The organism is Streptomyces sp. NPDC006134 (assembly GCF_040628835.1).
GTDB lineage: Bacteria > Actinomycetota > Actinomycetes > Streptomycetales > Streptomycetaceae > Streptomyces.
Map to the genome: position 1 here is coordinate 1 of NZ_JBEXTV010000103.1, position 13480 is coordinate 13480.

The following is a 13480-nucleotide window of genomic DNA, read 5'->3' on the forward strand; positions in this document are numbered from 1 at the left end:
GACCGCGGTTTCCAGGTCGACGTGGCGCCGATCGGCGACGTGCGGTGGGTCGAGATCGACAACCACGACGATCTCGCCAAGGGCCGGGAGATCGCGTGCCAGTACTGACCCGGCTCATCCCCTCGCCGGTCGTCGTCGACATCCGCGCGGGTGCGCTGAACGACCTGGCGAGCATCCTCGCCGACGAACGCGTGTCGCACTCGGGGCGCCTGGCCGTGGCGGTCAGCGGCGGCTCGGGCGCCCGGCTGCGCGAGCGGATCGCCCCGTCCCTGCCCGGTGCCACCTGGTACGAGGTGGGCGGCGGCACCCTGGACGACGCGGTCCGGCTGGCCGACGCGATGAAGTCCGGCCGCTACGACGCGGTCGTCGGGCTCGGCGGCGGCAAGATCATCGACTGCGCCAAGTTCGCCGCCGCGCGCGTCGGCCTCCCCCTGGTGGCGGTGCCCACCAACCTCGCCCACGACGGCCTGTGCTCCCCGGTCGCCACCCTGGACAACGACGCGGGCCGCGGTTCGTACGGCGTGCCGAACCCGATCGCGGTCGTCATCGACCTGGACGTGATCCGCGAGGCCCCGGCGCGCTTCGTGCGCTCGGGCATCGGCGACGCCGTCTCCAACATCTCCGCGGTCGTGGACTGGGAGCTGTCCCACCGCGTCAACGGCGAGAAGGTCGACGGCCTGGCCGCGGCCATGGCCCGCCAGGCGGGCGAGGCCGTGCTGCGGCACCCGGACGGCATCGGGGACAACGGCTTCCTCCAGGTGCTGGCCGAGGCACTGGTCCTCACCGGTATCGCGATGTCCATCTCGGGCGACTCACGGCCGTCCTCCGGCGCCTGCCACGAGATCAGCCACGCCTTCGACCTGCTCTTCCCCAAGCGCGCGGCCAGCCACGGCGAGCAGGTGGGGATCGGCGCGGCCTTCGCGATGTACCTGCGCGGCGCGCACGAGGAATCGGCGTACATGGCCGAGGTGCTGCGCCGCCACGGGCTGCCGGTGTTCCCGGAGGAGATCGGCTTCACCCGGGACGAGTTCGTCCGGGTCGTGGAGTTCGCCCCGGAGACCCGGCCCGGCCGCTACACGATCCTCGAGCACCTCGACCTCAAAACCGAACAGATCAAGGATATCTACGCCGACTATGTCAAGGCCATCGGTAGCTGAACTCCGCCCGGTCGTCCACCCCGCGGGGGTCAAGGACCGGCGCAGCGGTGAGCACTGGGCGGGACGCCTCTACATGCGCGAGGTGTCGCTGCGGGTCGACCGCTACCTGGTGAACACCAGGGTCACGCCGAACCAGCTCACGTACCTGATGACCGTCTGCGGCGTCCTCGCGGCCCCGGCCCTGCTGGTGCCGGGGATCACGGGCGCCGTGCTCGGCGTGGTGGCGGTCCAGCTGTACCTGCTGCTGGACTGCGTGGACGGCGAGATCGCGCGCTGGAGGAAGCAGTACTCGCTCGGCGGCGTCTACCTCGACCGGGTCGGCGCCTATCTGACCGACGCCGCCGTCCTGGTCGGGCTCGGCCTGCGCGCCGCCGACCTGTGGGGCACCGGGCGGATCGACTGGCTGTGGGCCTTCCTCGGCACCCTGGCCGCCCTCGGCGCCGTCCTGATCAAGGCCGAGACCGACCTCGTCGGCGTCGCCCGCCACCAGAACGGGCTGCCCCCGGTCAAGGAAGCCGCGTCCGAGCCGCGCTCCTCCGGCATGGCCCTGGCCCGCCGGGCCGCCGCCGCGCTCAAGTTCCACCGGCTGATCCTCGGCATCGAGGCGTCCCTGCTGATCCTGGTCCTCGCGATCGTGGACCAGACCCGGGGCGACCTGTTCTTCACCCGGCTCGGCACCGCCGTCCTCGCCGGGATCGCGCTGCTGCAGACCCTGCTGCACCTGGTGTCCGTCCTCGCCTCCAGCAGGCTGCGGTGAGCGGCATGAAGGTCGGCGCCGTCGTCATCACCATGGGCAACCGCCCCGCCGAGCTGCGCGCGCTGCTCGACTCGGTCGCCCGGCAGGACGGCGACCCGGTGGAGGTCGTCGTCGTCGGCAACGGCTCGCCCGTGCCCGACGTCCCCGAGGGCGTCCGCACCGTCGAGCTGCCGGAGAACCTCGGCATCCCCGGCGGCCGCAACGTCGGCATCGAGGCCTTCGGCCCCGGCGGCCGGGACGTCGACATCCTGCTGTTCCTCGACGACGACGGGCTGCTGGCCCGCACCGACACCGCCGAGCTGTGCCGCCGGGCCTTCGCCGAGGATCCCCGGCTCGGCATCATCAGCTTCCGCATCGCCGACCCGGACACCGGCCTCACCCAGCGGCGCCACGTGCCCCGGCTGCGCGCCTCCGACCCGATGCGCTCCTCCCGCGTGACCACCTTCCTCGGCGGCGCCAACGCCGTACGGACCCAGGTCTTCGCACAGGTCGGCGGCCTGCCGGACGAATTCTTCTACGCTCACGAGGAGACCGACCTGGCCTGGCGGGCCCTCGACGCGGGCTGGATGATCGACTACCGGTCCGACATGGTGCTGTACCACCCGACGACCGCGCCGTCCCGGCACGCCGTCTACCACCGCATGGTCGCCCGCAACCGCGTCTGGCTGGCCCGCCGCAACCTGCCCCTGCCGCTGGTCCCGGTGTACCTCGGCGTCTGGATGCTGCTCACCCTGCTGCGCCGCCCCTCCCTGCCGGCCCTGAAAGCCTGGTTCGGCGGCTTCCGGGAGGGCTGGACCACCCCCTGCGGGCCGCGCCGTCCCATGAAGTGGCGTACGGTGTGGCGGCTGACCCGACTGGGCCGGCCCCCTGTCATCTGACAAGCTCGTATCCGAGCAACCGGGCTGGTCCCGGACGCAGGCTCATGCCAGGCCCGCACAGGCTGCGCATCCTGAAGACGAAAGTTTCCACTAGTGAGTGAGACAACGCACGACGGCACGGTCGCGGTGACCGCCACGCCGGCGTCGCCCGACGAGGGCCTCACGGCGGCGCAGCTCGCCGCCCGGTACGGGCTGACCGTGAGCGGCGCCCGGCCGCCCCTTGGCGCGTACGTCCGCCAGCTCTGGGGACGGCGGCACTTCATCATCGCCTTCTCCCAGGCCAAGCTGACCGCCCAGTACAGCCAGGCCAGGCTGGGCCAGCTGTGGCAGGTGGCCACGCCGCTGCTGAACGCCGCGGTGTACTTCTCCATCTTCGGCCTGATCCTCGAGGCCAACCGGGGCATGTCCAGTGAGGTGTACATCCCCTTCCTGGTCACGGGTGTGTTCCTGTTCACCTTCACGCAGAGCTCGGTGATGGCGGGCGTCCGCGCGATCTCCGGCAACCTGGGGCTGGTGCGCGCGCTGCACTTCCCGCGGGCCGCGCTGCCGATCTCCTTCGCGCTCCAGCAGCTCCAGCAGCTGCTGTTCTCGATGATCGTGCTGTTCGCCGTGGTGATCGGGCTCGGCAGCTACCCGGACCTGTCGTGGCTGCTGATCGTGCCGGTGCTGGTGCTCCAGTTCCTCTTCAACACCGGCCTGGCACTGGCCATGGCCCGGGCGGGCGCCAAGACGCCGGACCTGGCGCAGCTGATGCCGTTCATCATGCGCACGTGGATGTACGCGTCCGGCGTGATGTTCTCCATCCCGGTCTTCCTGGCCGACCACCCGGGCTGGATCGCCACCGTCCTGCAGTGGAACCCGGCCGCGGTCTACATGGACCTGATGCGCTTCGCCCTCATCGACGGCTACGGCTCCGAGAACCTCCCCGACCACGTCTGGGCGGTCGCGTGCGGCTGGGCCGTGCTGTTCGCCGTCGGCGGTTTCGTGTACTTCTGGAAGGCGGAGGAGAGGTACGGCCGTGGCTGATCCGAACACCGGGGAGCGCGTCCCCACCGTCATCGCGGACGACCTGCACATCGTCTACCGCGTCAACGGCGCCCGGACCGGCAAGGGCAGCGCGACCGCCGCCCTCAGCCGCATCCTCAAGCGCGGCGAGGAACGGGGCGTGCGCACGGTGCACGCCGTGCGCGGCGTCTCCTTCGTCGCCTACCGCGGCGAGGCCATCGGCCTGATCGGCTCCAACGGGTCCGGCAAGTCGACCCTGCTGCGGGCCATCGCCGGCCTGCTGCCCGCCGAGAGGGGCAAGGTCTACACCGACGGCCAGCCCTCCCTGCTCGGCGTCAACGCGGCCCTGATGAACGACCTGACCGGCGAGCGCAACATCATCCTGGGCGGCCTCGCGATGGGGATGTCCCGCGAGGAGATCAAGGCCCGCTACCAGGAGATCGTCGACTTCTCCGGCATCAACGAGAAGGGCGACTTCATCACCCTGCCGATGCGGACGTACTCCTCCGGCATGGCGGCCCGCCTGCGCTTCTCCATCGCCGCCGCCAAGGACCACGACGTCCTCATGATCGACGAGGCCCTGGCCACCGGTGACCGCGCCTTCCAGAAGCGTTCCGAGGATCGCATCCGGGAACTGCGCAAGGAGGCCGGCACGGTGTTCCTGGTCAGCCACAACAACAAGTCGATCCGCGACACCTGCAACCGCGTCCTGTGGCTGGAGCGCGGCGAACTGCGGATGGACGGCCCGACCGAAGAGGTGCTCAAGGAGTACGAGAAGTTCACGGGCAAGTAGCCGCCCGGCCGCCCACGGGTGGCAGAGCGCCTCCCGGGCCCCGCCGGAACCCCTCCGGCGGGGCCCGCTCGTGCAAAGGAAACGTCAACTCCCGCTTTTCCCGGGAATCTTGAAACCGATCGATGTGTTGTCGTGATGTGCGAGACCCCCCGGCGCGGCTAGGTGAGTTGTACAACGTAAGCTGTACCGGTCCCGAAACGCGGCAAGTGGGCCGATAACACCCGGCGTCTTCGGCCGGGGCCGCCGCGCGGGCGGCCGGGCGGCGTGTCCGAAATAGTGTGTATTGGGTCGGCAGTGTAGAACGGGAGATGTGACGGCAATGGCTACGGAAACTCCCCGGCTCCGCGGAGCACGTGCCGTCCCCGCCCCGGGCAGCCGGCGGTGACGGCCACCGGCACGGCGCGCGCCGCCGACCCGGTGCGCGGCACACTCGACAAGGCCGCGGGCGAGAACTTCCCCGTGGCCCCCTTCTTCCTGCCCCGGGCCTGGCGCGACGACCTCATGGCCGTGTACGGCTTCGCCCGTCTCGTCGACGACATCGGCGACGGCGACCTGGCCCCGGGCGGCGGCGACGCCCGCCTCCTCGGCGTCGCGGGGGAGGAGGCCGAGGACCGGCTCGTCCTGCTCGACGCCCTCGAGGCCGACCTGCGCCGCGTCTTCGACGCCACCCCGCGCCATCCCCTCCTGCGCCGTCTCCAGCCGACGGTCCGCCGCCGCTCGCTGACGCCCGGTCCCTTCCTCGGGCTGATCGCCGCGAACCGCCAGGACCAGCTGGTCAAGCGGTACGAGACGTACGACGACCTCCTCGCCTACTGCGAACTGTCCGCCAATCCGGTCGGCCGCCTGGTCCTCGCCGTCACCGGCACCTCGACGCCCGAACGGATCCGCCGTTCCGACGCGATCTGCACCGCGCTGCAGATCGTCGAGCACCTCCAGGACGTCGCCGAGGACCTCGCCCGTGACCGCGTCTACCTGCCGGTCGAGGACATGAAGCGCTTCCACGTCCAGGAGGCGGACCTCGCCCTGCCCACCGCCGGTGCGTCGGTGCGCGCACTGATCGCGTACGAGGCGCAACGCGCCCGCGGCCTGCTGCATGACGGTGCCCCCCTGGTGGGTAGCGTCCAGGGCAGACTGAGACTGCTGCTCGCAGGGTTCGTGGCGGGGGGAAGGGCGGCCCTCCGGGCGATCGCCGCCGCCGACTACGACGTACTCCCCGGCCCGCCCAAGCCCGGCAAGGTCCGATTGCTGCGCGAGGTGGGCCCGACCCTGCGAGGAGAGGGGTGATCCGGACCGTGGAGTCGCCACCGCACGTGTCCGCGCCGGTACTCGCCGCCTACCGCTACTGCGAGGCCGTCACCGGACAGCAGGCCCGCAACTTCGCCTACGGCATCAGGCTGCTGCCCACGCCCAAGCGCCGCGCGATGTCGGCGCTGTATGCGTTCTCGCGCCGCGTCGACGACATCGGCGACGGCGCCCTCGGGGACGACGTGAAGGCCGCCCGGCTGGAGGACACCCGGGCGCTGCTCACCCGGATCCGCGAGGGCGCGGTCGCGGAGGACGACACCGACCCGGTCGCGGTCGCCCTGGCCCACGCCGCCGGGCAGTTCCCCATCCCGCTGGAGGGCCTGGACGAGCTGATCGACGGCGTCCTGATGGACGTCCGCGGCGAGACCTACGAGACCTGGGACGACCTGAAGGTCTACTGCCGCTGCGTGGCCGGCGCCATCGGACGGCTCTCCCTCGGCGTGTTCGGCACCGAACCGGGGGCGCGCGGCGCCGAGCGCGCGCCCGAGTACGCCGACACGCTCGGGCTCGCGCTCCAGCTCACCAACATCCTGCGGGACGTCCGCGAGGACGCCGAGGGCGGACGCACCTACCTGCCCGCCGACGACCTCGCCAAGTTCGGGTGCGCGGCCGGCTTCGCGGGGCCGACACCACCGGAGGGCTCCGACTTCGCGGGCCTGGTCCACTTCGAGGTGCGGCGGGCCCGCGCCCTTTTCGCCGAGGGCTACCGGCTGCTCCCGCTGCTCGACCGCCGCAGCGGGGCCTGCGTCGCCGCCATGGCCGGCATCTACCGCCGGCTGCTGGACCGCATCGAGCGCGACCCGCAGGCCGTACTGCGGGGCCGCGTCTCGCTCCCGGGCCGCGAGAAGGCGTACGTCGCCGTGCGCGGCCTGTCCGGCCTGGACACCCGGCACGTGACCCGGCGGTCCGTCAGGAGGCGCGTCTGATGGGCACACCCGTGCAGGAGGAGACCGGCGAGGGGAAACGGCGGGCAACCCCCCGGTGGCGCGCGGCGTCCCTGACTGAGACGGTCGGTCGTGCACCGTTCGAGCGGCACGGCCGCCGCACAGGGGAGGCCGCACGATGAGCCATCGCGACGACAGGGTTCCCGCGGGGCCGCCGGCGGATCCGGCGCCCCGCTCCGCACGGCACGCCGTCGTGGTCGGCGGCGGTCTCGCCGGCATCACCGCGGCGCTCACCCTCGCCGACGCCGGCGTGCGCGTCACCCTGCTCGAAGGCCGCCCGCGGCTGGGCGGGCTCGCCTTCTCCTTCCGGCGCGGCGGCCTGACCGTCGACAACGGCCAGCACGTGTACCTGCGCTGCTGCACCGCCTACCGCTGGTTCCTCGACCGCATCGAGGGCGCGGCGCTGGCACCGCTGCAGGACCGCCTCGACGTGCCCGTCGTCGACCTGGACCGGCCCGAGGGACGGCGGCTGGGCAGACTGCGGCGCGACGCGCTGCCCGTCCCCCTGCACCTGGGGCGCAGCCTCGCCACGTACCCGCACCTGTCGCTCGCCGACCGCGCCAGGGTGGGCCGTGCCGCGCTCGCGCTCAACGGGCTCGACCCCGCCGATCCCGCCCTGGACACCCAGGACTTCGGCAGCTGGCTGGCCGCGCACGGCCAGTCGCCGCGTGCCGTCGAGGCCCTGTGGGACCTGGTCGGGGTCGCCACCCTCAACGCGGTCGCCTCCGACGCCTCGCTGGGGCTCGCCGCGATGGTGTTCAAGACCGGTCTGCTGTCCGACCCGGGCGCGGCCGACATCGGCTGGGCCCGCGTCCCGCTGGGCGAGCTGCACGACCGGCTGGCCCGCAAGGCGCTCGACTCCGCCGGCGTCCGTACCGAGCTCCGTACCCGCGTCACCGCCGTCTCCTCCGACGGCGACGGCGGCTGGACCGTCACGGTCCCCGGCGAGACGCTCCGGGCGGACGCCGTCGTGCTCGCCGTACCGCAGCGCGAGGCGCACGGCCTGCTGCCCCCCGGTGCCCTGGACGCCCCCGGGAACCTGCTGGAGATCGGCACCGCGCCCATCCTCAACGTCCACGTCGTCTACGACCGCAAGGTCCTGGGCGTGCCGTTCCTCACGGCGCTCGGCACCCCCCTGCAGTGGGTGTTCGACCGGACCGAGGCGTCCGGGCTGACCGAAGGCCAGTACCTGGCCGTCTCGCAGTCGGCCGCGCAGGACGAGATCGACGCGCCCGTGGCCGTGCTGCGCGAGCGGTACCTGCCCGAACTGGAGCGGCTGCTGCCCCGCGCGCGGGGCGCCGGGGTGAAGGACTTCTTCGTGACCAGGGAGCGCACCGCCACCTTCGCTCCCGCCCCCGGTGTCGGACGCCTCAGGCCCGGCGCCCGTACCAAGGCACCCGGCCTCTACCTGGCCGGGGCGTGGACCGCCACCGGGTGGCCCGCGACCATGGAGAGTGCGGTCCGCAGCGGCGTCGGCGCGGCGGGCGCCGCGCTCGGCGCCCTGGGCCGGTCCCGCGATCTCCTCCCCGACTTCTTCGAGGAGGCGGCATGAAGACCGATCCGCGCGCCACCGACCGCCGCACCCGCCGCACCCGCGGTACCGCAAGCAGAGGAGAAACTGTGCCCACTGTGCCCCCGGCCCCGACGGCTGACGCGGTGGACGTGACCGCGCTCCTGGAGCGCGGCCGGACCCTGGCCACACCGGTACTGCGGGCGGTCGTCGACCGCCTGGCGCCTCCCATGGACACCGTCGCCGCCTACCACTTCGGCTGGATCGACGCCGAGGGCAACCCCGCGGACGGCGACGGCGGCAAGGCCGTCCGCCCCGCCCTCGCGGTGCTCTCCGCCGAGGTGACCGGCGCCGCGCCCGAGACGGGCGTCCCCGGCGCCGTCGCCGTGGAACTGGTGCACAACTTCTCGCTGCTGCACGACGACCTGATGGACGGCGACGAGCAGCGCCGCCACCGCGACACCGTGTGGAAGGTGCACGGCCCCGCCCAGGCCATCCTGGTCGGCGACGCCCTGTTCGCCCTGGCCAACGAGGTCCTGCTGGAACTCGGCACGGTCGAGGCGGGCCGGGCCGCCCGCCGCCTGGCCACCGCCAGCCGCGCCCTGATCGACGGCCAGGCGCAGGACATCTCCTACGAGCACCGCGATCGCGTCAGCGTCGAGGAGTGCCTGGAGATGGAGGGCAACAAGACCGGCGCCCTGCTCGCCTGCGCCAGCTCCATCGGCGCGGTCCTCGGCGGCGCCGACGACGCCACCGCCGACGCGCTGGAGCGGTACGGCCACCACCTCGGCCTGGCCTTCCAGGCCGTCGACGACCTCCTCGGCATCTGGGGCGACCCGGAGGCCACCGGCAAGCAGACCTGGAGCGATCTGCGCCAGCGCAAGAAGTCCCTGCCGGTCGTCGCCGCACTCGCGGCGGGCGGCCCCGCCTCCGAGCGGCTCGGCGAGATCCTCGCCGCCGACGCCAAGGCCAGCGACTTCGAGAACTTCTCCGAGGAGGAGTTCGCGGCCCGCGCCGCCCTCATCGAGGAGGCGGGCGGCCGTGAGTGGACCGCCGAAGAGGCGCGTCGCCAGCACACCATCGCCATCGAAGCCCTCGACGCCGTCGACATGCCCGACGCCGTGCGGGCCCGCTTCACGGCGCTCGCCGACTTCGTCGTCGTACGAAAGAGATGATCACTATCGGCCGAATACGCCTCGCGTAGTCGCCGGCCGGTGACGTGACCGGACGTCACCGGCCGACGGCGGACCCACAGCAGACGCATCAGCACACTGCACGAAGGGGAAGCCATGACAGCGACGACCGACGGAAGCACCGGGGCCACCCTGCCGCCCCGCGCTGCCGCGGCCAGCGAAACCGACAGCACCACCCCCGCGGCGGCCGGGGTACAGGAAGCCGCCGCCCGTGCCATGCGGCGCGCCACCGACTTCCTGCTCGCCCGGCAGGACGCCCAGGGCTGGTGGAAGGGCGACCTCGAGACGAACGTCACGATGGACGCCGAGGACCTGATGCTCCGCCGGTTCCTCGGCATCCTCGACGAGGACACCGCCCGCGCCGCCGCCCTCTTCATCCGCGGCGAGCAGCGCGAGGACGGCACCTGGGCCACCTTCTACAAGGGCCCCGGCGACCTGTCCACCACCATCGAGGCGTACGTCGCCCTCCGCCTGGCCGGCGACGCGCCCGACGCCCCCCACATGGCGAAGGCCGCCGCCTGGGTCCGCGAGCAGGGCGGCATCGCCGCCTCCCGCGTCTTCACCCGGATCTGGCTCGCCCTGTTCGGCTGGTGGAAGTGGGAGGACCTGCCCGAACTCCCGCCGGAGATCGTCTACTTCCCGACGTGGATGCCGCTCAACATCTACGACTTCGGCTGCTGGGCCCGGCAGACCATCGTGCCGCTCACCATCGTCTCGGCGAAGCGGCCGGTGCGCCCCGCGCCGTTCCCGCTCGACGAGCTGCACACCGACCCGGCGCACCCGAACCCGCCCAGGCCCCTCGCCCCCGCCGCCAGCTGGGACGGCGCCTTCCAGCGGATCGACAAGGCGCTGCACGCCCTGCGCAAGGTGGCCCCGCGCCGGCTGCGCAAGGCCGCCATGAACACCGCCGCCCGCTGGATCATCGAACGGCAGGAGAACGACGGCTGCTGGGGCGGCATCCAGCCCCCGGCCGTGTACTCGGTCATCGCGCTGTACCTGCTCGGCTACGACCTCCAGCACCCGGTGATGCGGGCCGGCCTGGAGTCGCTGGACCGTTTCGCGGTCTGGCGCGAGGACGGGGCCCGGATGATCGAGGCCTGCCAGTCCCCGGTCTGGGACACCTGCCTGGCGACCATCGCCCTGGCCGACGCCGGCCTGCCCGCCGACCACCCGCAACTGGTGAAGGCCGCGGACTGGATGCTCGGCGAGCAGGTCGTGCGCCCCGGCGACTGGTCGGTGCGCAGGCCCGGACTCCCGCCCGGCGGCTGGGCGTTCGAGTTCCACAACGACAACTACCCCGACATCGACGACACCGCGGAAGTCGTCCTCGCCCTGCGCCGCGTCAAGCACCACGACCCGGAGCGGGTGGAGAAGGCCATCGGCCGCGGGGTGCGCTGGAACCTCGGCATGCAGTCGAAGAACGGCGCCTGGGGCGCCTTCGACGTCGACAACACCAGCCCCTTCCCCAACCGGCTGCCGTTCTGCGACTTCGGCGAGGTCATCGACCCGCCGTCCGCCGACGTCACCGCGCACGTCGTGGAGATGCTCGCCGCCGAGGGCCTGGCCCACGACCCGCGCACCCGGCGCGGCATCGAGTGGCTGCTGGCCGAACAGGAGCCGGACGGCTCGTGGTTCGGGCGCTGGGGCGTCAACTACGTCTACGGCACCGGGTCGGTCGTCCCCGCCCTGGTCGCGGCCGGCATCCCCGGCTCGCACCCGGCGATCCGCCGGGCGGTGGCCTGGCTGGAGTCGGTCCAGAACGACGACGGCGGCTGGGGCGAGGACCTGCGGTCCTACCGGGACGTGAGGGAGTGGAGCGGCCGGGGCGCCTCCACCGCCTCCCAGACGGCCTGGGCGCTGATGGCCCTGCTCGCGGCGGGGGAGCGGGACTCCAAGGCCGTCGAACGCGGCGTCGAGTGGCTCGCCGCCACCCAGCGGGAGGACGGTTCCTGGGACGAGCCGTACTTCACCGGCACCGGCTTCCCCTGGGACTTCTCCATCAACTACCACCTCTACCGGCAGGTGTTCCCCCTCACCGCGCTCGGCCGGTACGTGAACGGAGAGCCCGCCGTCCTGCAGAAGTCCACCGCGAGCCGGCCCCTCGCCGAGGCGAAGGGAAGCTGATGAGCGCCCGGCCCGCCCCGGCACCGCTGCTGGTCGCCTGCGCGCTCGGCATCGAGCACCTCGCCCTGCGCGCCGGCGACCGCGGCGGCGCCGGCGGGCCCGTCACCGTCCTGCGCACCGGCATGGGGCCGGTGGCGGCCGAGCGCTCCGTCACCCGGGTCCTGGCCGACCCGGCGCTCGCCGGTGCCGCCGTGCTGGCCACGGGCTTCTGCGCGGGCCTGGCCCCCGGCATGCACCCCGGGGACCTGGTCGTCGCCGAGGAGACCCGCGACCCGCGCGGCAGCGTGCCGTGCGAGGGGGCCGACCTGCTCGTCAAGGAGCTCGGGCGCGTCCTGCCCGGGCGCACCGTCCACACCGGGCCGCTCGTCGGATCCGACCACGTGGTCCGCGGCCCGGAGCGGTCCGCGCTGCGCGCCACCGGCGCGATCGCCGCCGACATGGAGTCGGCGGCCACGCTCCTGAGCGCCGTGCGGGCGGGCGAGCGCCCGGTTGCGGCCGTCCGGGTGGTCGTGGACGCTCCCGAACACGAACTCGTCAGAATCGGCACGGTGCGCGGTGGAATATCGGCTTTCCGCGTCCTCCGTTCCGTATTGCCTGTTTTCTTCGAATGGCACCGTAATGTGTTGCTCCCCAGGAGGTGAGCCAGATGGCCATGCCACTGCGCCAGTCCATCAAGGTCGCTACATATCTGGCCGAACAGAAGCTCCGCCGGCGGGACAAGTTTCCGCTCATCGTCGAGCTGGAACCGCTTTTCGCGTGCAACCTGAAGTGTGAGGGCTGCGGCAAGATCCAGCACCCGGCCGGGGTGCTCAAGCAGCGCATGCCCGTCGCCCAGGCCGTGGGAGCGGTCCTGGAGTCCGGTGCGCCGATGGTGTCCATCGCCGGCGGCGAGCCGTTGATGCACCCTCAGATCGACGAGATCGTGCGGCAGCTGGTGGCCAAGCGGAAGTACGTCTTCCTGTGCACCAACGCGATGCTGCTGCGCAAGAAGATGGACAAGTTCAAGCCCTCCCCCTACTTCGCCTTCGCGGTGCACATCGACGGGCTGCGCGAGCGGCACGACGAGTCCGTCGCCAAGGAGGGCGTGTTCGACGAGGCCGTGGCGGCGATCAAGGAGGCCAAGCGGCGCGGCTTCCGGGTCACCACCAACTCGACCTTCTTCAACACCGACACCCCGCAGACCGTCATCGAGGTGCTGAACTACCTCAACGACGACCTCCAGGTCGACGAGATGATGATCTCGCCCGCCTACGCCTACGAGAAGGCACCCGACCAGGAGCACTTCCTCGGCGTGGAGCAGACCCGCGAGCTGTTCAAGAAGGCCTTCGCGGGCGGCAACCGCAGCCGCTGGCGGCTCAACCACTCGCCGCTGTTCCTCGACTTCCTGGAGGGCAAGGTCGACTTCCCCTGCACCGCGTGGGCGATCCCGAACTACTCCCTCTTCGGCTGGCAGCGCCCCTGCTACCTGATGAGCGACGGGTACGTGCCGACCTACCGGGAGCTGATCGAGAAGACCGACTGGGACAAGTACGGCCGCGGCAAGGACCCGCGCTGCGCCAACTGCATGGCGCACTGCGGCTACGAGCCCACCGCCGTGCTGGCCACCATGGGCTCCCTGAAGGAGTCCCTGCGCGCCCTGCGCGAGACCGTCTCCGGGAACCGGGACTGACGCCGTGACGGCCGTCTCCCTGGGCGTCCCCGAGGTACCGGCCCGGCCGGTCGCCGAGCGCCGCAAGAGCCGGCGGATCCAGGTCGGGTCCGTGGCGGTCGGCGGGGACGCGCCGGTCTCGGTGCAGTCGATGACGACGACCCGG

Annotated in this window: 13 protein-coding genes and 2 pseudogenes; all 15 read left to right on the forward strand. The window is 72.5% G+C overall.

Annotated elements, in window-relative coordinates; all coding sequences use genetic code 11:
- Positions 1–108, forward strand: a pseudogene (locus ABZ340_RS35435) (phosphocholine cytidylyltransferase family protein); the annotation flags it as partial.
- Positions 96–1157: an iron-containing alcohol dehydrogenase family protein gene (locus ABZ340_RS35440; protein WP_358786008.1), complete on the forward strand. Its 1062-nt coding sequence runs from the start codon at positions 96–98 to the stop codon at positions 1155–1157. The pseudogene ABZ340_RS35435 and the gene ABZ340_RS35440, both read left to right, overlap by 13 nt.
- On the forward strand, positions 1135–1914 hold the full coding sequence (locus ABZ340_RS35445) for a CDP-alcohol phosphatidyltransferase family protein (RefSeq protein WP_358786009.1): 780 nt from the start codon (positions 1135–1137) through the stop codon (positions 1912–1914). Before ABZ340_RS35440 ends, ABZ340_RS35445 begins: the two co-directional genes overlap by 23 nt.
- Positions 1915–1919: 5 nt before the next feature.
- Positions 1920–2792, forward strand: a complete 873-nt coding sequence (locus tag ABZ340_RS35450; protein WP_358786019.1) for a glycosyltransferase — start codon at positions 1920–1922, stop codon at positions 2790–2792.
- Positions 2793–2885: 93 nt separating this feature from the next.
- Positions 2886–3818, forward strand: a complete 933-nt coding sequence (locus ABZ340_RS35455; RefSeq protein ID WP_358786010.1) for an ABC transporter permease — start codon at positions 2886–2888, stop codon at positions 3816–3818.
- The gene (locus tag ABZ340_RS35460; protein WP_358786011.1) at positions 3811–4590 is read left to right on the forward strand and encodes an ABC transporter ATP-binding protein; all 780 of its coding nucleotides are present in this window, start codon (positions 3811–3813) and stop codon (positions 4588–4590) included. The genes ABZ340_RS35455 and ABZ340_RS35460 overlap by 8 nt, the downstream gene beginning before the upstream one ends.
- A 381-nt stretch (positions 4591–4971) precedes the next feature.
- Positions 4972–5874: a squalene synthase HpnC gene (gene hpnC, locus ABZ340_RS35465; protein WP_358786012.1), complete on the forward strand. Its 903-nt coding sequence runs from the start codon at positions 4972–4974 to the stop codon at positions 5872–5874.
- Positions 5871–6821 (forward strand): presqualene diphosphate synthase HpnD, encoded by a 951-nt coding sequence (gene hpnD, locus ABZ340_RS35470; RefSeq protein ID WP_358786013.1) that lies wholly within the window; start codon positions 5871–5873, stop codon positions 6819–6821. Before hpnC ends, hpnD begins: the two co-directional genes overlap by 4 nt.
- Positions 6821–6961 (forward strand): DUF6380 family protein, encoded by a 141-nt coding sequence (locus ABZ340_RS35475; protein ID WP_358786014.1) that lies wholly within the window; start codon positions 6821–6823, stop codon positions 6959–6961. Before hpnD ends, ABZ340_RS35475 begins: the two co-directional genes overlap by 1 nt.
- Complete coding sequence (gene hpnE, locus ABZ340_RS35480) at positions 6958–8391, forward strand: hydroxysqualene dehydroxylase HpnE (RefSeq protein WP_358786015.1); 1434 nt, start codon at positions 6958–6960, stop codon at positions 8389–8391. Before ABZ340_RS35475 ends, hpnE begins: the two co-directional genes overlap by 4 nt.
- Positions 8392–8468: 77 nt before the next feature.
- Positions 8469–9524, forward strand: coding sequence for a polyprenyl synthetase family protein (locus tag ABZ340_RS35485; RefSeq protein ID WP_358786020.1), 1056 nt, complete (start codon positions 8469–8471; stop codon positions 9522–9524).
- 114 nt (positions 9525–9638) lie between these two features.
- Complete coding sequence (shc, locus tag ABZ340_RS35490) at positions 9639–11666, forward strand: squalene--hopene cyclase (protein WP_358786016.1); 2028 nt, start codon at positions 9639–9641, stop codon at positions 11664–11666.
- Positions 11666–12307, forward strand: a complete 642-nt coding sequence (locus ABZ340_RS35495; RefSeq protein WP_358786017.1) for a 1-hydroxy-2-methyl-2-butenyl 4-diphosphate reductase — start codon at positions 11666–11668, stop codon at positions 12305–12307. Before shc ends, ABZ340_RS35495 begins: the two co-directional genes overlap by 1 nt.
- Positions 12308–12312: 5 nt before the next feature.
- Entirely contained in the window at positions 12313–13335 is a 1023-nt protein-coding gene (hpnH, locus tag ABZ340_RS35500; RefSeq protein ID WP_358786018.1) for an adenosyl-hopene transferase HpnH, read from the forward strand.
- Positions 13336–13339: 4 nt separating this feature from the next.
- Positions 13340–13480 (forward strand): annotated as a pseudogene (locus ABZ340_RS35505) (4-hydroxy-3-methylbut-2-en-1-yl diphosphate synthase); the annotation flags it as partial.